Origin of the sequence: Streptomyces sp. SPB162 (assembly GCF_029504575.1) — a bacterium.
Lineage (GTDB): Bacteria > Actinomycetota > Actinomycetes > Streptomycetales > Streptomycetaceae > Actinacidiphila.
This window is the reverse complement of sequence record NZ_JAQFII010000001.1, coordinates 674,955-697,953: the sequence shown is the minus strand read 5'-3', so window position 1 is coordinate 697,953 and position 22,999 is coordinate 674,955. Positions and strand designations below refer to the sequence as shown.

21 protein-coding genes are annotated in these 22,999 nt (G+C 74.2%); 15 read left to right on the top strand and 6 right to left on the bottom strand.

The features are described 5' to 3' along the window. Positions 1-3: 3 nt before the first annotated feature. Positions 4-852: a fused MFS/spermidine synthase gene (locus tag M2266_RS03250; RefSeq protein ID WP_277436731.1), complete on the top strand. Its 849-nt coding sequence runs from the start codon at positions 4-6 to the stop codon at positions 850-852. Here M2266_RS03250 and M2266_RS03245 read toward each other — a convergent pair. Both M2266_RS03245 and M2266_RS03240 read right to left on the bottom strand, forming a co-directional pair. Beyond that, positions 792-2,192 carry an MFS transporter gene (locus M2266_RS03245; RefSeq protein WP_277436730.1) on the bottom strand — a complete coding sequence of 467 codons (1,401 nt, stop codon included), beginning with the start codon at positions 2,190-2,192 and terminating at the stop codon, positions 792-794. The genes M2266_RS03250 and M2266_RS03245 overlap by 61 nt on opposite strands. Positions 2,193-2,271: 79 nt before the next feature. Beyond that, positions 2,272-3,345 carry a hypothetical protein gene (locus M2266_RS03240; RefSeq protein ID WP_277436729.1) on the bottom strand — a complete coding sequence of 358 codons (1,074 nt, stop codon included), beginning with the start codon at positions 3,343-3,345 and terminating at the stop codon, positions 2,272-2,274. Between the two features lie 125 nt (positions 3,346-3,470). Between M2266_RS03240 and M2266_RS03235 the strand changes: the two genes are divergently transcribed. The 3 genes from M2266_RS03235 (at position 3,471) to M2266_RS03225 (ending at position 5,298) form a co-directional block, all read left to right on the top strand. Further along, positions 3,471-3,923 (top strand): DUF4442 domain-containing protein, encoded by a 453-nt coding sequence (locus M2266_RS03235; protein WP_277436728.1) that lies wholly within the window; start codon positions 3,471-3,473, stop codon positions 3,921-3,923. 111 nt (positions 3,924-4,034) lie between these two features. Further along, the gene (locus M2266_RS03230) at positions 4,035-4,394 is read left to right on the top strand and encodes a GNAT family N-acetyltransferase (protein ID WP_277436727.1); all 360 of its coding nucleotides are present in this window, start codon (positions 4,035-4,037) and stop codon (positions 4,392-4,394) included. Positions 4,395-4,509: 115 nt separating this feature from the next. Beyond that, entirely contained in the window at positions 4,510-5,298 is a 789-nt protein-coding gene (locus tag M2266_RS03225) for a DedA family protein (protein WP_277436726.1), read from the top strand. Here M2266_RS03225 and M2266_RS03220 read toward each other — a convergent pair. After that, a complete protein-coding gene (locus M2266_RS03220) occupies positions 5,229-5,783 on the bottom strand; it encodes a gamma carbonic anhydrase family protein (RefSeq protein WP_277436725.1) in 555 nt (184 codons plus the stop codon). The genes M2266_RS03225 and M2266_RS03220 overlap by 70 nt on opposite strands. Positions 5,784-6,167: 384 nt before the next feature. Between M2266_RS03220 and M2266_RS03215 the strand changes: the two genes are divergently transcribed. The 8 genes from M2266_RS03215 to M2266_RS03180 all read left to right on the top strand — a co-directional run bounded on the left by M2266_RS03215 (position 6,168) and on the right by M2266_RS03180 (position 19,849). Continuing rightward, the gene (locus M2266_RS03215) at positions 6,168-7,502 is read left to right on the top strand and encodes an MFS transporter (RefSeq protein ID WP_277436724.1); all 1,335 of its coding nucleotides are present in this window, start codon (positions 6,168-6,170) and stop codon (positions 7,500-7,502) included. 85 nt (positions 7,503-7,587) lie between these two features. Next, a complete protein-coding gene (locus M2266_RS03210) occupies positions 7,588-8,901 on the top strand; it encodes a non-ribosomal peptide synthetase (protein ID WP_277436723.1) in 1,314 nt (437 codons plus the stop codon). Between the two features lie 181 nt (positions 8,902-9,082). After that, positions 9,083-12,283, top strand: a complete 3,201-nt coding sequence (locus M2266_RS03205; RefSeq protein ID WP_277436722.1) for an amino acid adenylation domain-containing protein — start codon at positions 9,083-9,085, stop codon at positions 12,281-12,283. After that, positions 12,283-14,172, top strand: coding sequence for a non-ribosomal peptide synthetase (locus M2266_RS03200; protein ID WP_277436721.1), 1,890 nt, complete (start codon positions 12,283-12,285; stop codon positions 14,170-14,172). Before M2266_RS03205 ends, M2266_RS03200 begins: the two co-directional genes overlap by 1 nt. A gap of 49 nt (positions 14,173-14,221) precedes the next feature. Further along, positions 14,222-16,033: a non-ribosomal peptide synthetase gene (locus M2266_RS03195; RefSeq protein WP_277436720.1), complete on the top strand. Its 1,812-nt coding sequence runs from the start codon at positions 14,222-14,224 to the stop codon at positions 16,031-16,033. Beyond that, the gene (locus M2266_RS03190; protein WP_277436719.1) at positions 16,023-17,732 is read left to right on the top strand and encodes a condensation domain-containing protein; all 1,710 of its coding nucleotides are present in this window, start codon (positions 16,023-16,025) and stop codon (positions 17,730-17,732) included. Before M2266_RS03195 ends, M2266_RS03190 begins: the two co-directional genes overlap by 11 nt. Beyond that, on the top strand, positions 17,729-18,880 hold the full coding sequence (locus M2266_RS03185) for an NAD-dependent epimerase/dehydratase family protein (protein ID WP_277436718.1): 1,152 nt from the start codon (positions 17,729-17,731) through the stop codon (positions 18,878-18,880). Before M2266_RS03190 ends, M2266_RS03185 begins: the two co-directional genes overlap by 4 nt. 204 nt (positions 18,881-19,084) lie before the next feature. Next, positions 19,085-19,849, top strand: coding sequence for an acyltransferase (locus M2266_RS03180; RefSeq protein ID WP_277436717.1), 765 nt, complete (start codon positions 19,085-19,087; stop codon positions 19,847-19,849). Between the two features lie 11 nt (positions 19,850-19,860). Here M2266_RS03180 and M2266_RS03175 read toward each other — a convergent pair whose 3' ends face one another. Continuing rightward, entirely contained in the window at positions 19,861-20,724 is an 864-nt protein-coding gene (locus M2266_RS03175) for an EamA family transporter (protein ID WP_277436716.1), read from the bottom strand. Positions 20,725-20,822: 98 nt separating this feature from the next. On the opposite strand from M2266_RS03175, the gene M2266_RS03170 reads away from it, so the two are divergent. Beyond that, entirely contained in the window at positions 20,823-21,395 is a 573-nt protein-coding gene (locus M2266_RS03170) for an XRE family transcriptional regulator (protein ID WP_277436715.1), read from the top strand. Between the two features lie 19 nt (positions 21,396-21,414). Continuing rightward, a complete protein-coding gene (locus M2266_RS03165; protein ID WP_277436714.1) occupies positions 21,415-21,942 on the top strand; it encodes a YbaK/EbsC family protein in 528 nt (175 codons plus the stop codon). A gap of 10 nt (positions 21,943-21,952) precedes the next feature. Here the strand turns inward: M2266_RS03165 and M2266_RS03160 are convergent, their stop codons facing one another. Beyond that, positions 21,953-22,198 carry a hypothetical protein gene (locus M2266_RS03160; RefSeq protein ID WP_277436713.1) on the bottom strand — a complete coding sequence of 82 codons (246 nt, stop codon included), beginning with the start codon at positions 22,196-22,198 and terminating at the stop codon, positions 21,953-21,955. Between the two features lie 64 nt (positions 22,199-22,262). Here M2266_RS03160 and M2266_RS03155 point away from each other — a divergent pair, with 64 nt between their 5' ends. Beyond that, positions 22,263-22,490, top strand: coding sequence for a hypothetical protein (locus M2266_RS03155; protein ID WP_277436712.1), 228 nt, complete (start codon positions 22,263-22,265; stop codon positions 22,488-22,490). A gap of 3 nt (positions 22,491-22,493) precedes the next feature. On the opposite strand, the gene M2266_RS03150 is transcribed toward M2266_RS03155, so the two are convergent. Beyond that, complete coding sequence (locus M2266_RS03150) at positions 22,494-22,973, bottom strand: rhodanese-like domain-containing protein (protein WP_277436711.1); 480 nt, start codon at positions 22,971-22,973, stop codon at positions 22,494-22,496. Positions 22,974-22,999 lie beyond the last annotated feature (26 nt).

Sequence of the window (22,999 nt, the reverse complement as noted above, 5' to 3'; positions counted from 1 at the left end):
GCGGTGGACCCAGAACCGATACCGGTGACCCGCGCCGTCGACTTCGGCACCGCCAAGCTGCTGCCCGATGTGGACCGGGCGCGGGCCTGGCTGCTCACCGTGGACGGCGCCCCCCAGTCGTACGTCGACCTCGACGACCCCGCGTACCTGGAGTTCGAGTACGTGCGGCGGCTGGCCCACGCGGTGGACGCGGTCTTCGACGAGGGCCGGCCGCTGGACGTGGTGCATCTCGGTGGTGGCGCCCTGACCCTGCCGCGCCGGCTGGCGGTGACCCGTCCGGGGTCGCGGCAGGACGTGGTGGAGGCGGACAAGGGGTTGGTGGCGCTGGTCTCGGAACACCTGCCGGTGGACGACCCGGCGGTCGTGGTGCACACCGATGACGCGCGCGGCTGGCTGGAGCGGGCCGCGCCGGACAGTGCCGACGTCCTGGTCGCGGACGTGTTCGGCGGCTCGCGGGTGCCGGCGCACCTGACGACGGTGGAGTTCCTGCGGTCGGCCGCGTCCGTGGTGCGTGCGGAGGGCGGCCTGTATCTGGCCAACCTCGCCGATGCCGCGCCGTTCGCGTTCCTCGGCTCACAGATCGCCACCGTGCGCGAGGTCTTCGAGCACCTCTGCGTGATCGCGGAGCCGGGGATGCTGCGCGGCCGGCGCTTCGGCAACGCGGTGCTGCTCGGTTCGCACGACCCGCTCCCGCTGGACCGGATCGCCCGGCTGACGGCCGCCGACGCGTTTCCCGCCCGGGTCGTCGACGGGGGCGCCCTCGCCCGGCTCGCGGCCGGGTCATCCCCGGTCTACGACGCCACGGCGGTGCCGTCGCCCGAGCCGCCGGACGGCGCCTTCGCCGTCGGCTGAGCCGGCGCCGTCCCGACAACGGTGGCTCCGGGGACGGGGACGGGGACGGGGACGGGGACGGGGACGGGGACGGGCGCGGACTCGGCGACGGCGGAGGTCTCGTGGCGGGTCAGCCCGCGCACCTCGGGCAGGAGCAGCACCGCGGCGGTGAGCAGCACGACGAGCCCGGAGCAGCCCCACAGGGCGGCGGAGCGGCCGAGGGTGTTCATGGCGGGGCCGGCGAGCGCCGTCGCGACCGGCACCATGGCGACCGAACCGAACCAGTCGTACGAGGAGACCCGCGACAGCTTGTCGCCGGGGATCTCCTGGTGCAGGGCGAGCATCCAGCCGACCGCGAAGACCTCCACCCCGACGCCGGTCACGAACATCAGCGCCGCGAGGCCGGCCGCGGGCACCACCAGGGCCAGCCCGGCGGGCGGCAGCGCCAGCGCGAAGATGCTGAGCGTGCCGGCCAGCAGCATGCGGCGCGGCTTCCAGCGCATCATCAGCACGCCGCCGCCCACCGTGCCCGCGCCGAACGCCGCCAGCGCCAGGCCCCAGGGCCCGGCGCCGCCCAGGCGTTCTTCGGAGACCAGCGGCCCGTAGACCGCCTCGGAGGCGGTGAAGACCGCGTTGACGACGGAGAACTGCACGACGATGCCCCACAGCCAGCGTCGGGAGGCGAACTCCCGCCAGCCGTCGCGCAGATCGCGCAGCATGCCGCCGCCGGGCTCGGACCGCGGGTTCGCCGTGCTGGTGAGGAAGGAGCGCAGCGCCGCCGCGACCGCGAAGGCGCCCGCGTCGACGGCGAGGACCCAGCCGGGTCCGATGGCGGCGACCAGGGCCCCGCCGAGCGCCGCGCCGCCGATGGTCGCCCCGTTCATGCCGACCCGGAAGACCGAGAACGCCTTGTTGGCGTGGGCCGGGTCGACGGTCGCGAGCAGCATGCCCTCGGCGGCGGGGGAGAAGAACGCGTGCGCGGTGCCGCCGACCGCGGTGAGCGCGGCCATCTGCCACAGCTGGGCGTGCCCCGAGATGATCAGGGTGGCGAAGGCTGCCTGGGAGACGGAGTTGAGCACGTTGGCCGCGACCATCACCTGGTTGCGGGGCAACCGGTCGGCGAGCGCGCCGCCGATGAGCAGGAAGACCACGAGCGGGAGCGTGCGGGACGCGGCCACGAGGCCGACGTCGGTGGCGCTGCCGCCGGACTCGATGACCGCGAAGGCCGCCGCGATGAGGGCCCCGGAGTTGCCGAGGCTGGTGATGACCGACGCCGCGGTGAGCAGCTGGAAGTTGCGGCCGGCCCAGGAGGGCAGTCGGGGCGGCCGGCCGGGGGTCCGTGGTGCGGCGTCGGAAGTCACCTGGCGACTATCGCGGCCGGTCCGCCGCGGTGCCACCGGATTTCGGCGGTGGGCCGGCCCGGCCCACCGCCGTCGGAGCTCACTTCTTCTTCAGCTCGCGGATGCTGCCCATGATGGTGGTGATGGTCGCGTCCGGCACGCCGTCGGTGACGCCCGCGCCGCGGTCGGCGTAGAGCACCCACACGGTCAGGGCCTTGGCGGAGTCCACCCAGGCGACCGTGTAGACGACGCCGTCGGAGGAGCACTTGTCCTTCTTGGGCACGTTCTTGGCGGTCGCGGAGGAGGAGTAGCCCGTGATGCCGTGCGAGTTGCTGAACGGCTTGGCACTGGTCTTGGCGACGGTGACCTTGCCGTCCTCCTGGTAGCCCCAGTACGCCCACGACTCGGCCTGGACCTCGGCGGCCTCCTGGACGCTCTTGGCGCCGCTGGCGCCCTTGGTCCCCACCGCGGCGCGGTCGCTCGTGCCGCACCAGTTCTCTTTGTAGAAGGCGGGCGCGCCCATGGTGACCGCGGGCTTGCCCTTGTCCTCGAAGCCGATGAGGGTGCCCTCGCTGGCCAGCGTCCAGTTCGCCGGCACGTCGAAGGCGACGTTGCGCTCGGTGCGGCGGACGACCTGCCAGCCCGGGACCACCGGCTTGACCTCGACGGCGCTCGGGTCGCCGCGGGAGTCGTCGCCGGTCCCGCCGGCGGCCGCCGCGCTGTCCGAGGCGGTGGGAGTGGGGGTCGGCGTGGCGCTCTGCGAGACGCTCGGGCTCTTGCCCGGGTCGGCGACGTCGCTGTCCTTGTCGTCGCCCGACAGGTAGACGCCGCCGATGACCACGGCCGCGATCACCGCCACGGCGGCGACGATCGACACGATGATCGTCGTGTTCCTGCGGTTGCCGGGCTGCGGCCCACCGGGGCCGGGGCCGCCGGGCATGGTGGGCGGTCCCCACTGCGGGGGCGGGCCGGGCGGGGTGGGCTGCGGGTACTGCTGCTGCGGCGCCTGCTGCGGATAGCCGTAGCCGGGTGTCTGGTAAGGGGACGGGGTCTGGTACGGGGACGGCGTCGGGTAGGGCGACGGCGCCTGGTACGGCGGTTGCTGGTTCGGGTCCTGCGGGTACGGCCCCTGTGGGTTCTGCTGTCCCCCGGGCTGCTGCTCTCCTGGCCACATGGCCAGAAACACTAGGGGGTGCGGGCTTGTGGTTCCACGCCGCCCCTCATTACTGGTCGGTAGTTCCAGAGGAACGCGCCGCGGATGCCCTGGGCAGGATTGCTACCCGCTGGTAACATTCAGGCATGTCCGAGACCCTGCCTTCGACCGGCGAACTGCTTGCGGCCACTGTGCCCATGGTCCGCACCCTGAACCTGCAGTTCGGGGAGACCAGCGCGGAGCGTGCCGTCGTCACGCTGCCCGACCAGCCCGACTTCCACAACCACGTCGGCGGCCCGCACGCCGGCGCCATGTTCACCCTGGCCGAGTCCGCCAGCGGCGCGATCGTGCTGAGCGCCTTCGGCGACCAGCTCTCCCGCGCCGTGCCGCTCGCGGTGCGCGCGGAGATCGCCTACGCGAAGCTCGCGATGGGCCCGGTCACCGCCACCGCCGAGCTCGGCCGCCCCGTCGCGGACGTCGTCGCGGAACTCGACAAGGGCGAGCGCCCCGAGTTCCCCGTCCGCGTCACGATCCGCCGCGAGGACGGCGCGGTCACCGGCGAGATGAGCATCATCTGGACGCTGCGCCTCAACCGCTGACCCGACCCGGGCGCGGGTCGGCGGCCTCCGCCGGCCCGCGCCCGGGCTCGTTTCGGCCTTCGGGCCCCGCTGGTACCGCGCTCGTCCGCCCCGTCGCGCATGATGGACGGCATGGACAACGGTAGGGACATTCGTGACGATCGGGCGGCGGGCCGCCTGGGAGCCTGGGCCGGGGACGAGCTGCTCGGCCGGATCGACTACTTCGTGCTGGAGGACGACGGGACCGGCGGCGGGAGCGCGCTGGTGGCCGTGCACACGGTGGTCGAACCGGAGCACCAGGGGGAGGGCGTGGCGGGCGCGCTCGCCGGGGCGCTGTACGAGCTGGCCGCCACCGAGAGCCGGTCCGTCGTACCCCTGTGCCCGTACGTGGCGGCCTGGTCCGTCAAGCACTCCGACCTGGCGCCGCAGCCGGATCCCGCGCTGGCCGCCCGTGCGAAGGAGCGGCTGTCGGCCGACCCCGACCTGTGGTGACGGGGCCCGGGGGAGCCGTCCGCCGACCGGACCGCCGTGCGGAACCGTTCGGTTAGGCTTCACTGACGTGGGCCACGGCACACGGTCCGCTTGGTGTCCAGGGGAGGACTCGGCAGTGCACGTGCAGGAATGGATCGAGGCGATCGACCCGCTCGCCGTCTACCTCGTGGTCGGCCTGGTCATCGGGATCGAGAGCCTGGGCATCCCGCTCCCCGGCGAGATCGTCCTCGTCACCGCGTCACTGATGGCCTCGCAGGGGACCATCAACCCGTGGATCGTCGGTGCTTGCGCGATCGCGGGCGCGGTGATCGGTGACTCCATCGGGTACTCGATCGGCCGCAAGGGCGGCAAACCGCTGCTGGACAAGCTCGGCCGGAAGTTCCCCAAGCACTTCTCACCCGGCCATGTCGCCACCGCCGAGCGGTCGTTCGAGCGGTGGGGGATGTGGGCGGTCTTCGTCGGCCGCTTCGTCGCGCTGCTGAGGATCTTCGCCGGGCCGCTGGCGGGCGTGCTGAAGATGCCGTATTGGAAATTCCTCATCGCCAACGCGCTGGGCGGCGTGGTCTGGGCGGGCGGCACCACCGCCGTCATCTACAACGTCGGCGTGGTGGCGGAACCGTGGATCAAGCGGTTCGGCTACTTCGGGCTGGCGGCCGCCGTGCTCTTCGGCATCGGCTCCTTCCTCTTCGTCCAGCGCCGTGCCAAGGCGCACGAGCCGCCGGAGACCGCCGAGGCCGCGGACCCCGTGGAGACGCCGGAAGCGCCGGTGGGCGGCACGGCCCGGATCCGTGGCGGCGCCCACCGGCGAGTGACACGGCGGCCGACGGATCGGACTCACACCGTTCCGGTCGCGTCCTCACCCGGCTCGAAGGCCGCGCGGTGGGCGCGGGACAGCTCGACGTAGCCCGCGGCGTTGAACAGCACCGACTCGCGCTCCTGCGCGGTCAGCTCGCGCCGCACCTTCGCCGGGACCCCGGCCACCAGGGAACCCGGCGGCACGCGCATCCCTTGGGGTACGAGCGCGGCCGCGGCGACCAGCGAGCCGGCGCCGATGTGCGCGCCGTTCAGGACGGTGGCGCCCATGCCGATCAGGACATCGTCCTCGACGGTGCAGCCGTGCAGCACCGCGTTGTGACCCACCGAGACCCGCTCGCCGACGACCACGGGGAACCCGGGGTCCGCGTGCACCGAGCAGTTGTCCTGGATGTTGCTGTCGGCGCCGATGCTGATCGACTCGCAGTCGCCGCGCAGGACGGCGTGGTACCAGGCGCTGGAGCCCGCCGCCATCGTGACATCGCCGAGGACGACCGAGGTGGGCGCGGTGAACGCCGCCGGATCCACTTGGGGCTTGCGCCCCGCCACATCGGCTATCAGTGCCCGCTCCGCCATGGAATCCCGCCCTCGCATCCGCGCGTTCGCCGTCGACCAGCACGGTATACGACGGGACGGTCCTGCCGACGGGTTGGTAGGTGCATAAGGCATTGAAAGAGCGCGGGGGCTGTTTTCGGTCAGAGGTGCGATTCCCGGCGCACCGCCAGTGCTCATCCGGCTCCGGCCGGGCGGGGACCGTCAGATCCTGTCGCCGTAAGGCGCCAACGTGCATAGTTCATCCCGAGGTTGCCCGGATCTGGCGGAAGATTTGCTGATTTAGTGGAGGTAGTGCAAAAGATTCGACCGAAAGTGTTCTTTGCGCTTTGACGGGTGACGGCGTTTGCGGTGAAGGTCTGGCACATGTCCCCTTTACCCCGAACCGCGTCGAGCGGTCTGCTGCGCATGCGCGACTTTCGCCTGCTGCTCGCCGGCGCCGCGGCCGGCCAGGTCGGTGCCCAGGTCACCCTGGTCGCGCTGCCGCTGGTGGCGGTCCTCGAACTCAAGGCTCCCGCGTTCCAGGTGGGGCTGCTCACCGCCGCGGAGACCGCCGCGTTCCTGCTGATCGGCCTGCCCGCGGGAGCGCTGGTCGACCGGATGCGCAAGCGGTCGCTGATGATCCGCGCCGACGTGGTGCGGGCGCTGGCCATGGCGAGCGTTCCGCTGGCCGCCGTCGCCGACGTCCTGACGATGGCGCAGCTGTACGCCGTCGCGCTGGTCACCGGCGCGGCGACGGTCTTCTTCGACGTGGCCCACCAGAGCTATCTGCCCGAACTCCTGCCCAGAGAGCGGCTGATGGCGGGAAACGGGGCGCTGGAGACCATCCGCTCCTCGGCCCAGGTCGCCGGGCCCGGCCTCGGCGGCGGGCTGGTCCAGCTCGTCGGGGCGCATCTGGCGATCGGGGCCGACGCGATCGGCTACGTCGTGTCGGGGCTGTTCCTCGCGCGCATCGACAAGCCGGAGAGCAAACCGGAGCCGGTGCCCGGTGCGTCACTGCGCAAGGAGATCGGCGAGGGACTGCGCTTCGTACTCGGCCACCGGCTGCTGCGCGTCATCGCGACCTCCACGGGCCTGAGCAACTTCTTCACCGCCATGCTGATGGCCACGCAAACCATCTTCCTGGTGCGGGTCATCGGCCTGCAGCCGGCCGCCATCGGCCTGATGCTCTCCGCGTCCGCCGCCGGCGGACTCGCCGGTGCGCTCTGCGCCGGCAAGCTGGCCGCCCGGCTCGGCCAGGCCCGCGTCATCTGGCTGTCCGCCCTGGTCACCGGCCCGTTCGCGCTGCTGTGGCCGCTGTCGGGACACGGAGCCGCCGCGGTCCTGTTCGCCGTCGGTTCCGGGGTGGTCTCCTTCGGAGCGGTCGTCTACAACGTCGCCCAGGTGAGTTTCCGGCAGACCCTCTGCCCACCCCGGCTCCTGGGCCGGATGAACGCCACCCTGCGCTTCCTGGTGTGGGGCACGCTGCCGCTCGGGGCCCTGGTGGGCGGCGCCGTGGCCGACGCCTTCGGGGCGCGCGCCGCCCTGTGGGTCTGCGCGGTCGGGTTCCTCGTCGTACCGCTGCGCCTGCTGCTGTCCCCGCTGATCCGGATGCGTGATCTGCCGCCCGCGCCGGACGACGTCGAGCGCGCTGCTGATCACGCCGCCGAGAGCGCTGCTGAACATGCCGCCGAGAGCGCCGCTGGAAACGCTGTTGAGGACGCGGTTGAAGAGGGCCGCACCGAGTCGACTTCCGTCAGCTGACCGGCCCGCCGCCCACCCCCGCACCGCCCCACGCCGACCCGGAACGTCCCCGTCCCGTCCCGCTTCGCCCGTCAGTGAGGATCACGTGCCCCGCACCATCACGGACCAGTATCTGGCCCGCTACCAGCGCATCGCCGCCGACGGCGGCGGTACTTCCCTGCTGCCCGTCACCGGCGCCCAGCGGCGCTTCGTCCTGGTGCGCTCCATGGACCCCGCGGGACGGCCCGACCTCGTACCGATGTTCTTCGCCTTCCCCGGCGGCACCGTGGATCCGGCGCGGCTGCGCCGGGCGGCGAACCGGCTCGCCGCCCTGCACCCCGTGCTGCGCGCCCGCCCTGAGGTGGTGCGCGGCACGCCCGTGCTCCGCCTCGCGGAGCCGGACGTACCGGTGGAACGGGTCGTCCGCGCCCCCGGCGAGGACGCGGCTGATGCGCTGCGCCGGGTCCTGAACGGCTGGACCGCGCAGGGCTCACCGCTGCGGCTGTACCTGGTCGAGGACGGGTCCGCCGGGGACGAGCTGCTCGCCGTCGTCCTGGACCACACCGCGTGCGACGGCCAGTCCCTCGCGCGCATCGTCGAAGAACTGACCGCCGCCTACCGCGAGGAGTCCGAGGGGCCGGGGCCCGCCGAGGTGGCCGCGGAACTGGCCGCCTACCGCGAGGCGGTGCACCTGCAGCTCGACGCCGAAGGGCGCGCCGGGTCCGCCGGGGCGCTGGCGTACTGGGGCGACCGGCTGCGCGCGGTGCACGAACGGGCCCCGCAGCTCCGCCCGCGGACGCCCGCCCCCGAAGCCCTGCCCACCGGCGTCGCCGAACTGCGGCTGCCCGCGCCCGCCTGCGGCGTACCGTTCCCGACGCTGCTCGACGCCTGCCGGGCCGCGTCCCGGGTGCTGTACGGGCCGGGCCATGTGCCACCGATCGGCTACCCGTGGGGCGGCCGCCCGGCGGGCGCACCGCCGGTGCTCGGCTGTTTCCTCAACACCGTGGTCTTCCCGGCGGCGACGGTAGACGTCCCGCACGCCCCCGACGAGACGGCCACGCAGTGGTGGGACGACCTGGACCGGGCCGACACCCCCTTCGACGAGGTGGTGCACGCCGCCCGCTCGGCCGGCTCCCAGTGGTCCGGCCGGCTGGACGGACTGCTGACGGTGGACGACGCCCGGCGCCGTCCCGCGCTGCGGTTGGCCGGGGTGGAGGGCCGCGAGGTCCACCTCGATGGCCGGCGGGTGCGCGCCCCGTTCGCGGTCTCCGTCACCCACGGACCCGAGCTCCACGGCCGGATGGTGTGGGACCGCGCGGTGCTCGACGACGACGCGGCCCAGGACGCCTTCGCCGCCTTCCGCGACGCGGTGCGCGTCCCGGCCGCGGACACGGCGCCCGCCCCCGCTTCCGTCGGCTGACCGGCGCCGCACCCGACGCGCCGCACCCGACGCGCCGCGCCCGATGCCCCGAACCAGTACGGCCGGACCGTGTGACCCGCGGACCGGCCGGTGAACCGCGGGCGGCAGCACGACCGTGCCTCCGCCCGCACCTGAAAACCCCGACCCGACAACCCCGACCCGACAACCCCAGGGATCGCCGATGCTCCCCCTCTCTCCCTCGCAGGAGATCGTCTGGCTGCACGAGCAAGTGCAGCCGGGCAGCCGCGCCTACAACTTCACCGCCTCCCTCGACCTGTGGGGCACGCTGGACACCGAGGCGCTGCGCCGCGGGCTGGCCGCGGCCCTCGACCGCCACCCCGGACTGCGCCTGGAGCTCGTGGCCGTCCCCGGCGCGATGCCCGTGCAGCGGGAGGCCGACCTGTGCGAGCCCCGGTTGCGCACCGTGGACCTGACCGGGGAGGCGGACCCGGAGGCCGCGTTCGCGCGGCTGCTGCGCACGGAGGCGGAGACCCCGCTCGACACGTACGAGGCGCCGCTGCTGCGCTGGACGCTGGCCCGGCTCGCCGACGACCAGCACCGGCTCATCCACGTCGAGCACCACCTGATCCACGACGGGCACTCGTTCGCGATCCTGCTGCGCGACGTCTTCACCGTCTACCGTGCCCACGTCCTGGGGGAGCCGGCCGCGCTGCCGGCCGCCACCTCCTACGTCGACCATGTGCGGGCCCTCGACGCGGACGACGACCGGGCGACGGCGGAGCGGCGGTCGAGCCTGGAGTACTGGGCGAACGAACTGCGCGACGCCTCCTTCGACATGCCGCTGCCCGGTCTGGTCCGGCCCGGAGCGCGCCGCCGGCACCGCGGCGGGCAGTTGCGCCAGTCGATCGGCGCGGACCTGACCGAGCGGCTGCGCGTCCACACCCTGGAGCGCGGGCTGACCCCGTTCTCCACGCTGCTGGGGCTGTTCGCCGAACTGCTGCGCCGGCACAGCGGCCGCGAGCAGATGGTCGTCGGCACCGCCGTCGGCAACCGCCCGCGCGGCTTCGAGGACGCCGTGGGCATGTTCGTCAACACGATCCCGCTACGGCTGCGCCTGGACCCGGCGGCCCCGGCCGAGGACACCATGGACGAGGTGACGGACACCCTCTTCCGCGCCCTGCCGCACCAGGAGGTGCCGGTCCAGGAACTGACCCGTGCCCTGGGCCTGCACACCTCGGGAGCGGACAACCCGCTGTTCAGCGTCATGTTCAGCGCGCACGACGCCCCGCTTCCCGAGATCGACGTGCCCGGCCTGGACATCACACTCTTCGAAGGGTTCAACACCGGCACCACCCGCTTCGACCTCGACGTCGTGCTGCTCCCGGACGACCGGCGCGGGGTCAGCCCCCGGCACGGGGCACGGGGCATGACCCTGGTGTGGGACTACGACGCCGACCTGTTCGGCGAGGCCACCGCGAAGCTCCTCACCGAACGCTTCCTGGACCTGCTGCGCGGCTACCTGGACGCTCCCGGCACCGTGCTCGCCGACCTCGCGCTCCCGGCGCCCGCCGCCGAGCCGATCGCGCCCGTCGCGTCGGAGGGCCCGGATCCGCTCGATCCGGCCGCCGCCCACGACCCCGCGCTGCCCGCCCTGCTGGTCGGCGCCCGCCGCCTGACGTACGGGGACCTCGACGAGCAGGTCGCCGCGGTCGCCCGCCGGATGCTGGCGGCGGGTGTGACGGCCGGTCGGCCGGTCGCCGTCGTACTGCCCCGCGGCGCCGACTCGGTGGTGGCGCTGCTGGCCTGCCTGCGGATCGGCGCGGTGTACTGCCCGCTGTCCCCGTCCGACCCCCGGTCCCGGCTGGACCTGCTGCTGAACCGGCTGGAGCCGGCGCTCGTGCTCACCTCCGCCGCCGCGGGCGTCACCCTGCCCGAGGGACTTGCGGTGACCGCGCTGGACGCCGACTCCTATCCGGCCGCGCACCCGGCCGCGGTGGTGCCCGGTGCGGCGTACGTCATCCACACCTCTGGTTCGACCGGCATACCCAAGCCGGTGGCGGTGGGCCGGGCGGCGCTGGTGAACCACCTGACCGGTGCGGCGGAGCGGTTCGCGCTGGCGGCCGGCGACCGGGTGCTGCTGTTCGCCCAGCCGTCGTTCGACGTGGCCCTCGAAGAGGTCCTCCCGTCGCTGTACGCGGGCGCCTGCCTGGTCGTACCGGAACGCGAAGTGCCCACCGGCGCCGAGCTGGCCGAGCTGCTCGCCGCCGGTCGGGTCACCGTCGCGAACCTGCCCACCAGCTACTTCCTCGCCACCCGCGCGGAGTTGCGGGACGTGCTGCGCGACCGCCGCTGGGCGCCGCGGCTGCTGGTGCTCGGCGGTGAGCGCATCCCGGCCGACGCGCTGCGCCTGTTCCTCGCCGACACCGACGCCACCGTGCTCAACGTCTACGGCGTGACCGAGGCGGCCATCAGCTCCACCGTGCACGAGATCACCCGCGACAGCCTGACGGACGGCGCCGAGATCCCCCTCGGCACCGAGCTGCCCGGCGAGCGGATCCACGTCCTGGACACGGCACGCCGTCCGCTGCCGACCGGGGCGGTCGGGGAACTGGCCGTCGCCGGGGCCGGGCTGGCCGAAGGGTACCTCGGCAACCCGGAGGCGACCGCGGCCCGGTTCGTGACGATTCCGGCGCTGGGCGGCGAGCGGGTCTACCTGACCGGCGACCTCGGTTACCGGGACGGCGAGGGGCTGCTGCACTTCCTCGGACGCCGGGACAACCAGATCAAACTGCGCGGCTACCGCATCGAGTTGGAAGAGGTGGAGGCCGCCGCCTCGGCCGTGCTCGGCGGCCGGTCCTGCGCGGTCGTCCTGGACCGCGAGGCGGCCGGCGGACCCCGGCTGGTCGGCTTCCTGGAGAGCGCCGACGAAAGCGAAGTGTGGGACGAGCAGAAGATGCACGGCGAGCTGAGTCAGCGGCTGCCGGGCGCGCTCGTCCCCGGACGATGGGCGACGTTGAACGCCATGCCGACGCTGGCCGGCGGCAAGCCCGACCGGGTCGCGCTGGCCCGGCTGGCCGCCGCACTGGAGCCCGCCGCGCCGGCGGAGGAGGCCGCCGCGGAGCTGGACCCGGCCGCGTTCGCCGACGACCCCGCGCTGGCGCTGCTCGCCGAGGGCTGGAGCGCGGTGCTGGGCCACCGCCGGTTCACCGCGTCCTCGCACTTCTTCCAGATCGGCGGGCACTCCGTGCTCGCCGCGCACCTGGCGGCCTGGCTGGAACCACGGCTCGGCGACCGGCCGCCGCTGCGGCTGCTCTTCCGCAACCCGGTCCTGGCCGACCAGGCCCGCGCGCTGGGTCCGCTCAACCCCCTGTCCCTCGCCGCGTCCGCCGCGTCCGCCGCGTCCACGCCGAAGGAGTCGTGATGACGAACACCCTGACCAGCGCCAACCCGGTGACCGTCCTGCCCAGCGTCGCCCACGGCGCGGCCCTGCCCGCGTCCGGCGCGTCCGGCGTGCTCTCCCGCTACCAGGAATGGGTGCGCCGCTCCCCGCAGGCCCCCGCCGTGGTGGACGGCGACCACACGTGGAGCTACCGGCAGGTGGACGAGGCCGCCGACGAGCTGATCCGCGCGCTCGGCGACCGCATACGTCCCGGCGACATCGTCGGCGTCTGCCTCGACCGTTCGGCCGCACTGGTCGCCACGGCGATCGCACTCGCCCGGCTCGGCGCGGTCTATCTGCCGCTGGGCCGCCACCCCGGAGAGCGCCGCATCGGCGCGGTCACCGAGGACGTCGCGGTGGTCTGCATGATCGGCGACCCCGCCCTGCTGCCCGCGAGCCACCACGCCGCCGGGCGGGTCGAACTTCCGCTGCCCGGCGAGGGGGCCAACGCCGCCGCCACGGTCGTCGCCGCCTTCGCCCCGCCCGCCGCCGGTGCCCGTCCGGCACCGCCGGAGGCCTTCTACACTGTCCTGACCTCGGGTTCCACCGGCCGCCCCAAGGCGCTCGCGGTGGCGGAGCCCGCGCTGGCCACCCTCCTGGACTGGTACCGCGCCGAGACCGGACTGGCCCCCGGCGACCGGCAGTCCCTGCTGATCGGCGTCGCGTTCGACCCGCATGTGATGGAGCTGTGGGCCGGACTGACGTCGGGTGCCGCGCTGGTGCCCGCTCCCGACGCCGTCCGCTGGGACCCGGCCGAACTCACGGACTGGTGGCGCGATGCCGGGGTGACCGTCGGTGTCGCGGCCACCCCCATGGCGGAGCCGCTCCTGGACCGGCCCTGGCCCGCAGGCCTGAAGCTGCGTCACCTCGTCGTCGGCGGCGACCGGATGCGCCGCCGCCCCGGGCCCGACGTGACCGCCACCGTCCACAACGCCTACGGGCCGGCCGAGGCCACCGTCGTCACCACCACCCACGCCATGCGGCCCACCGACCGGGAGCCGGACGACGCGACCGCGCCGCCGATCGGCCTGCCGATCCCCGGCACCACCGTGGTCGTCGTCCGCGCGGACGGTGGCGTCGCCCCCCGCGGTGAGACGGGGGAGCTGCTCATCGGCGGTGCCTGCCTGGCGATCGGCTACCTGGACCCGGAGCTGACGGCCCGGCGCTTCACCGCCCCGCCCGCGGGGCTGGACGCTCCGGGCGCCGACCGCTTCTACCGCACCGGGGACCGGGTGCGGATGCCGGCGGACGGGCGGCTGGAGTTCCTCGGGCGGCTCGACGACCAGGTGAAGATCAGCGGGGTGCGGATCGAACCGGCCGAGGTGGAGGCCGCGTTCGAGCAGAACCCGCAGGTGCGGGGCGCGGTCGTGACCGCGCCCCGCTCGGCCGACGGCCGGACCCGGCTGGTGGCGTTCGTCCTGCCGTCCGCGGGCGCCGCCCCGACCGCGGACGACCTGCTGGCGGCGGTGCGGAGCTGGCTGCCCGAGCAGGCGGTGCCGGCGACCGTACGCGTCGTCGAGGCCTTCCCGCTGGACGCCAACGGCAAGGTGGACCGCGCCGCACTTCTGGCGGGCGAAGCCGCTGTAAACGCTTCCGCGGGCACCGCCGTTCCCGATGCAGCAGCGACCGCCGCCGAACAGCTCGTGCTGCGGGTGGTCCGCGACCTGCTCGACCGCCCGGACGCCGCGCTGGAGGACAACTTCACCGCGATGGGCGGCACGTCGATCATCGCGGCCCGGCTGCTGGCCGCCCTCGAGCGCGAGACGGGCACCCGGCTGCGCGCTCCCGAGGTGCTGCGCCAGCCGGACCTCCGGTCGGTGGCGGCCGTGCTCGACCGGCGCCGCGCGGCCGCGTCACCGGCGGTGGCCTGAGATGGCGACCCCCTCCCCGCGGAATCCCGCCGACCGGAAGGAAGCTCCCGTGACCGCCCTGCCCGCCCAGGTGGCCCGGCACGCCGAACGGACCCCGCACGCCCTGGCGGTGGTCGACGGCGACACCACACTGACCTACCGGCAGCTCGTGACCTCCGCCCGCTGCCTGGCCGCGCATCTGCACGGCCACGGGGTCCGGCCCGGTGACCGGGTGGCGCTGTTGATGCCGCGCTCGGCCCGCACCGTGGTCGCGCAACTCGCCCTGTGGTGGGTGGGCGCGGCCTGCGTCCCCCTCGACCCGGCGCACCCGCGTCCGCGGATCGAGGCGATGCTCGCCGACTCCAGGACGACCCTGACCGTCGGCGACGGCAAGCTGCTCGCGTCCGCGACCGGCACCGGAGCGACGCTGGCGCTGCCCGAGGACCCGCTGTCCGGGTTTGGTGCGGACGAGGTACCCGTGCCCGCCGCCGGGGAGATGCCCGCCGGCGACACCGGGCAGGACGCGACGGCGCTCGTCCTGTTCACCTCCGGCTCCACCGGCGTGCCCAAGGGCGTGGCCGTCACCCACGGCGGCATCGCCGAACTGGTCACCGACCCGCGGTACGTCACCGTCACCGAACGGGACCGCGTGCTGTTCCACTCACCGACGACGTTCGACGCCTCCACCTTCGAGGTATGGACGGCCCTCGCCAACGGCGCGTCCGTCGTGGTGTGCACCACCGAGCGGCCCTCGTTCGAGGACCTCGCGCAGCACGTCGAGCGGTACGGCGTGACCGTCGCGTTCTTCACCACCGCGCTCTTCCACCAGCTCGCCGCCCGTCGCTCCCGGCTCTTCTCGGTGCTGCGCACCGTCGTCGTGGGAGGTGAGGCGATGGCCGCGCAGCAGGCCCGCGCGGTGCTGCGCGCGTTCCCGTGGCTGGAGCTGGTCAACGGCTACGGCCCGACCGAGACGACGACCTTCGCCACCACCCACCGCGTCACCGACGCGGACTGCGACGGCCCGGTGCCGATCGGCCGCCCCTTCGCGGGCGCCACCGCCCATGTGCTGGACGAGGCGGGCCGGCCCGCCCCGGACGGTGAGCGGGGCGAGTTGTGGATCGGCGGCAGCCGGCTCGCGAACGGTTACGTCGGACGGCCGGAGCTGACCGCCGAGCGGTTCGTGGAGCACGCCTCGCTGGGCCGGCTCTACCGCACCGGCGACCTGGTCTCGCGCCGCCGGGACGGCGTGCTGGACTTCCACGGCCGCGCCGACGACCAGGTCAAGGTGCGCGGCTTCCGGATCGAGCCGGGCGAGATCGAGCACCTGCTGCGCGAGCAGCCCGACGTGGACGACGCGGCCGTCACCGTACGGCGGCCCGCCGAGGGCGACGCGCGACTGGCCGCCTTCGTGGTGGCGGCGCCCGGCCCGGTACCCCGCGCCGAGACGCTGCGGACCCGGCTCGCCGCACACCTGCCCGCGCACCTGGTCCCGGACGAGCTGACGCTCGTGGAACGGCTCCCTCTGACGGTGTCCGGCAAGGTCGACCGCCGGGCGCTCGCCGCCCTGCACGATGTCGCCGTCACCGAGGAGCGCACGGAGCCGCTGACGCCGCTGCAGCAGGCCGTCGCCGACATCTGGAGTCACGCCCTGGGCTGCGAGGTCGCGCGGGCGGACGCCGACTTCATCGCCTACGGCGGCCACTCGCTCCTCGCGCTGATCGTCACGGACGACCTCCGCGAGGAGCTGGGGGTGACGCTGTCGCTGCCCGACTTCTTCGCCGCTCCCACCGTCGCCGGCCATGCCGCGCTCGTCGAGCGCGCCCTGCTGGCCAACCACAGCGATCTCCACCCCGACGCGCCGGAGGACCCCGATGGCCACTGACACCCACCCCACCTCCGCCGCCCTGCAGGAGGAGTTGCTGCGCCGCGCCCGGGCCCGCGCCCGCGCGGTCGATTCCGCGACGCCCGCCGATACCCCGGTCCAGGGGCCCGTGCCGCTGTCCCACGCCCAGCGCCGCATGTGGCTGATGGACCGGCTCGGCCAGGGCGGCGCGCTGTACAGCGTCCCGTTCGCCACCCGGCTGCGCGGCCCGCTCGACCTGGACGCCCTCGGCGCCGCGCTCACCACGCTCGTCGCCCGTCACGACATCCTGCGCACCCGCTATGGGCAGCACGGCGACGAGCCGTACCAGGAGACGCTCCCCGCACCGGACGCGATCACCGTGCCGGTGATCGACGCCGTCGGCGACGGTGTCGCCGCGCTGGCGGAGGAGGCGCGCCGCCCCTTCGACCTCGCCGCCGGACCCCTCCCGCGCGCCCTGGCGCTGCGTCACGGGCCGCAGGACCACACCGTGTTGCTGACGTTCCATCACATCAGCATCGACGGACGAGCGTTGGAGACGGTGGCCGGCGAGTTGGCCGCGCTGTACGCGGCAGCCGTGGGCGGAAGCCCGTACGAGCCGGCGCCGCCGCCGCAGTATGCGGACTTCGCGGCCCGCGAGCACGCGGCGGCCCGCCGGCTCGACACGGGACTCGCGCACTGGACGCGCCGCCTGTCGGGCGCCGTTCCGCCGCGCCTGCCGCGCCCCGCGCGGGCCGCCGACCTGGGGGCGCGGCCCGCCGCCGTACGCAGCGCGCCGTTGGACGAGGGGGTGCTGCCCGCTCTGCGGGAGCTGGGGCTGCGGCACCGGGCCACGCTGTTCACCGTGGCCCTCGCCGCCGCCTTCGCCGCACTGCACCGCTTCACCGGCGAGGACGACCTGGTGATCGGCTGCGCCGGCTCCCACCGCGAGGGCGCCGCCATGCGCGACCTGGTCGGCCTGTGCGTCAACACCCTGCCCATCCGGGTGGACCTGTCCGGCGACCCGGCGTTCGGAGTCGTGGTGGACCGGGTGCGGGACGCGCTGCTGGAGGCACAGCAGTACCGTGACGTGCCGTTCGACCTGATCCTGGAGCGGCTCGGCGCCGCCGCCCGGGACGCCGGTGGCGCCTCGCTCGTCCGGGTCACCGCCGACGTGCTGGGTGAGGCCACCGCGCTCCGGCTGCCCGGCCTGGTCGCGGAGCCGGTGGACGTGGCGGTCGGCGAGGCCAAGTTCGACCTGTCGTTCGGCCTGTCGGACACCGGCCGTCCCGCCGGTCTGGTCCAGTACGGGCGGGCCGCCCTCGACGACGCGGCGGGGGAGCGGCTGGCGGACGGCTTCGCCGCACTCCTGGCCGCGGTCGCCGCTGACTCGGAGCTGCGGATATCCCAGCTGCCCGTCTCCCGGGCCGCTGGCGGCGCGCCCGACAGCCACCCGGCGGAAGCGCGGCTGCGCGCGCACCCGCTGGTCGCCGACGCCGCGGTGCCGACCCCGGCCGGTGGACCGCTGCTGGCATACGCCGTCCTGCGCGGGACCGGCGGCCCCTCGCCCGCCGAACTCCGCTCGCACCTGCGGGCCGGCCTGGACCGTGACCTCGTCCCGGCCGCTGTGACCCTGCTGGACGCGATGCCCCGAACCGCCGACGGCACCCTGGACACGGCCCCCGGCTGCCCGGCGCCCCGGCCGCCCCCGCACCGCGCGGGGTCCGGGCCGAAGCGGTGACGGCGGCGTTCGCGACGCTGCTGGGCCGCACCCCCGGCCCCGACGACGACTTCTTCGTACTCGGCGGCCACTCGCTGGTCGCCGTACAACTCGCCGAACGGCTGCGCACCGGACTCGCGCTGCCGCTGACCGGCCTGGACGTCATGGAGCACCGCACGCCGCGAGCGATCGCGGCACTGCTCGACACCCGGGAGGCGGAACGGGAACGGCTGGCCGCTTCCCTTCCGACGGCACGTACCCGGCAGCCGCGGGAGGGCACGGTCCTGGTGACCGGCGGCACCGGCGGCGTCGGCGCCTTCGTCCTGCGGGAGCTGGCGGCCAGGGGACGGTCGGTGCTGGCGCTGTCCCGACCCGAATCGGCCCACCTGGTCGCGGGGGAGGGTGTGGAGGTCGTCGAGGGCGACCTGACCGACCTGGACGGGCTGCGCGCCGCCGTCGGGAGGGCGGACGCGGTGATCCACGCGGCTTGCACCTTCACCCGTCCCGAGGTGGACGTGGCGGCGATGGCCGCGATGGTGGAGGCCTGGAACCGTGGTCCGTTCGTCTTCGTGAGCAGCGTGGACGCCTACGGCCGGCCGGCGGGCCCGCGGGTGGCCGAGGAAGCGCCGTCCGAGCGGCCGCTGAGCGCGTACGGGCAGGCGAAGCTCGACTGCGAGCGCCTGCTGATGCGGGCGGCGGGCACCGAGGGGCGGGGCGGGGCGAGTGTGGTGCGCTCGCCCATCGTCTGGGGCCCGCACGACCGGTTGCGCGACCAGTTGCGCTGGGGCGCGACCGGGCTGCTCTACCAGGCGGCCCTCGCCGGGGAGCCGATCGACCTGCCGCGGCCGGGCACCGCGGAGCACGCCTGGTACGGCGCCCCCTGGGTCCACGCGGCGGCACTGGCACGTGCGGTCGGCGACTGCCTGGAGAACCCCGTGCACGGTGTGGCCAACGCGGTGAGTGGGCACGTCGCCTGGCCGGAGCTGGCGGACGAGCTGACTCGGCTCCTCGGCAGCGACAGCGAGATCGCGCTCGTCGACCGGGTGCACCCGGACCTGGACCACCGCTGGCACTACGCGTCGGGCCGGCTGGCCACCGCGCTGGACGAGCGGCCCGGTGAGGACTGGCGCTCGGTGCTCGCCGCGATGACCGGCGACGCGCGGCGGTGAGATCCGGGCGGTGAGATGCGGGCACAGAGATTCGGGCGCTGCGATGCGGGTGCTGCGATGCGGGCGCTGGGATCAGGGTGCTGGGATCAGGGTGCTGGGATCAGGGTGCTGGGATCAGGGGGAGCCGCGCCGCCGACGCGGCTCCCCCGCCCGTCCGTCACGTCCAGCACTTCACCACCGCGCGGCACCGTATACGGTGATCCCGTGCCGAAGAACGAGAACGTGTTCTCCTCCGTGGCGGCCTGGCGCCGCCGCACCGCCTCGCGTCTGGTCCACTGCGGATGGCGGTGGGTGCAGAAGGCGGGCGCGGTGACCGCGCAGCGACCCGGACCGTACCGTTTCCGCAGTTTCGGTACGGGCTCGCGGCTGGCGTTCCCGCTGGGCACGGTGTTCGGCGAGCAGTGGATCGAGATCGGGGAACACTGCGTGGTGGGGGAGCAGGTGACCCTCACCGCGGGCATGATGCCGGACCTGGACCTCGGGCCCGAGCCGGTCCTGCGGCTCGGCAACGGCGTGGTGCTCGGCCGGGGCAGCCATGTCGTGGCCTCGGCGCCGGTGGTCTTCGGCGACAACATCTTCGCCGGGCCCTATGTGTACGTCACCAGCGACAACCACTCCTACGACGATCCCCACGAGCCGGTGGGCAAGCAGTGGCCGCGCTCGGAGCCGGTCGAGATCGGGTCGGGGAGCTGGCTGGGCACCGGAGCGGTGATCCTGCCCGGGGCGCGGTTGGGCCGCAATGTGGTGGTCGCGGCGGGCGCGGTGGTACGGGGTGACGTGCCGGACCACGCGGTGGTCGCGGGTGCCCCCGCTCGGATCGTGCGCAGTTGGGACCCCGAGAAAGGATGGCAGCCTCCGTTGCGGACGCCGCCGCCGGTGCCGATACCCGAGGGGATCACGCCCGAGCAGCTGATCGCGCTCGCCGGGGTCGAGGACGAGGCGGACCGGGCAGCCGGTCCCGCGGTGTAGGTGTGGGTCGGCTACCCCGCCGCGAGCAGGAGTGTGCCGGCCATGGCGAGTCCCGCGCCCGCGGCCTGGACCGCCAGCAGCCGTTCCTTGAGGAAGCCGCGGGCCGCCAGCGCCGTCACCACCGGGTAGAGCGAGGCGAGCACCGCGGCGACGGTGACCGGGCCGTTCTGGGCGGCCAGCGAGTACGTGCCGTTCGCCGCGACGTCCGCGAGGCCGACCAGGGTGAGCGCGGGCATCACGGACCACACGGCGGCCATGCCGCCCTCCGGGGCGGCGGCCGGGTCGCGCCGCACCGCCACGGCCAGCGCGGCGCCACCGACCAGCGAGTTGCACACCCGCTGGACGAAGAGCGCGAGGAACAGCCCGGTGATCGTTGAGGACGCCTCGGCGATGAGTGCGAACACCGCGCCGAAGCCGAAGGCGGCGACGAGGGTGAGCAGGATCGTCTGGCGCTGCACGGGCGCGCCGCGCAACTGCGGGCCGCCGGCCAGGACGACGCCGACGACGGCCACCGCGATCCCGCCGTACTGCAGCGGCCCGGGGCGTTCGCCGAGCGTCAGCCCGACGGCGAGGGGGATCACGACGCCGACGGTGGCCAGGGGCGAGACCACGCCCATCGGTCCCTGGGCGAGGGCCTTGTAGAAGCAGATCATCGCGATCGGACCGACGACACCGGCGGCGACGGCGTACCAGAGCTGTGGGCCGATCTCGCTCCAGGCGCCGGTGGCCACGACGATGACGCCGAGCACGAGCGCGGCGGCGATCTGCGAGGCGACGACCACGACCAGCGCGGGCAGCCGGCGGGTGAGCAGGCCACCACCGAAGTCGGCGAGCCCCCAGAGCAGGCTGCTGGCGAGCGCGAGAACCGCTGTCATGGGACTTCCCTCGCAGTACAGTGTGATGAACGTGCTGGTACACCTCACGGTAGTGCAGCACAGTGAACTCTGTCATTCATAATATTGGATGGAAGCGCGTGCCGGACCTCGAAATCGTCGCCCAGTCGCTCGCCCGCAACGTCAAACGGCTGCGGCAGGAGCGCGGATACAGCCTCGACGCGCTCGCCGCTCGTGCCGGCGTCAGCCGCGGCATGATCATCCAGATCGAGCAGGCCAGGACCAACCCCAGCATCGGCACCGTGGTGCGCATCGCCGACGCCGTCGGCATCAGCATCGCCAACCTCCTGGACTACGCCGACAGCCCCCAGGTCCGGCTGGTCCCCGCCGACCGCGCCGTACCGCTGTGGAGCACCCCGGGCGGCAGCTACGGCACCCTCCAGGCCGGCACCGAGGCGCCCGGCCCGCTGGAACTGTGGTCCTGGCGGCTCATGCCCGGCGAAGGACACGACTCCGACTCCCACCCGCCCGGCAGCGCCGAACTGATCCGAGTGGACGCGGGCGAGCTGACGCTCGTCGTCGAGGGCCAGGAGTACCGCGTCCCGGCCGGGACCACCGCGAGCTTCGACGCCCACGTGCCGCACGGCTATCACAACGCGGGTGCCGTCCCGGCCGAGATGACGCTCGCGATCGCCGTCCCGCCGCCGAGGTAGCGCCTGTTACGTTTCCGGTATGCGCGCACCCATCGGCAATTTCGACGAAGCCCACCCCGCCACCGACCGGCTCGACCTGCTCCCGGCTCCGGTGGCCGCGGCGGTGACCGCCGAGATGCTCTACGTCGACACCGACCCCGAGAAGGCCGACACCGCCGTCTTCGTCGAGACCTACGGCGTCGACCTGGACGCCTCGGCGAACTGCGTGGTCGTCGCGGGCAAGCGCGGCCAGGACGTCACCCTCGCCGCGTGTCTGGTGCTCTCCACCACCCGGGTCGACGTCAACGGTGTGGTCCGGCGCCATCTCGGCGCTCGCAAGGCCTCGTTCGCCGCGATGGACGCCGCGACCGGCGCGACCGGCATGGAGTACGGCGGCATCACCCCCGTCGGCCTGCCCGCCGACTGGCCGCTGCTCATCGACGCGGCCGTCGTCGAGGCCCCGCACCTGGTGATCGGCAGCGGCGCCCGGCGGGGCAAGCTGATCGTGCCGGGCAAGGTGCTCGCCGCCCTCCCGGGCGCGGTCGTCCTGGAGGGCCTCGGCATCTGAGCGGCCCCGCTCAGGGCCGGTGCAGCGCCCGATGCACCCGCCGCCCCGCCCACACGACACCCACCGCGGCCCCGATCCCGCCCACAGCGGCCGGCACCGCCCCCCACCAGTGATCGGGCAGCACCCCGAGCAGCAACGCGAACACCGCGAAGCCCACCACGAACCCGAGCACGGGCAGCGCGTAGAACCACAGCTCGGCATAGGTCTTCTCGTCCAGTCCGAAGGGCGGCGGAGGAGGCTTGCGATCCTTGCTCATCCCCGCACGGTAGGCGCCCGGCTCGGGTATGGCGTGCGGGCGCGCCCGCGCCGCAACGCAACGAGTGAGGAGGGCCGCGCGCGGGCCGGTGTTGCAGCGGCTGCGGACGGAGGAGACGCCCGCCGTCTTCGAGTTGCAGTGCGTTCGGCGTCTGGAGACCTCGTCCCTGCGGGACAGCCTCGCCGCGGCACAGGCATGGGCGCTGCGGCACGCCGGGCGGGAGCCGGCGCACCCGCAGTTCTCCGAGCTGGCGCGGCGTTACCGGGTCGTCACCGGCGGCGGAGGGCCCTGAGGTTCAGCAGCCGCAGTCGTCGGTGCCGACCGGGGCGGTCAGGGGGTCCGCCTCGGGTTGCGTGGAGCCCTCGTGGGTCTCGTAGGCGAAGCCTTCGCGGATCCAGTACTCCATGCCGCCGAGCATCTCCTTGACCTGGTATCCGAGGGTCGCCAGGGCGTGGGCGGCGCGGGTGGCGCCGTTGCAGCCGGGGCCCCAGCAGTACACGACGACGGGGACCGCGCGGTCCAGGAACTCGTCGGCGAGCTGCGGGATCTGGGCGGTCGGCAGGTGGATCGCTCCCGGCACGTGGCCCTGGTCCCAGGACGCGGTGTTGCGGGAGTCGACGACGACGAAGCCGGGGTCTTCCGTCCGCAGGCCGGCCGCCACGTCCGAGACGTCGGCGTGGAAGGCGAGGGAGGCGGCGAAGTAGGCGGCCGCCGTGGCGGGCGCGGCGGGTGGGACGCGAAGGACGGGATTCTCGGAAACGATCAGCTGTGTCATGGCTGGAAATCTACGGAGTCGGGACG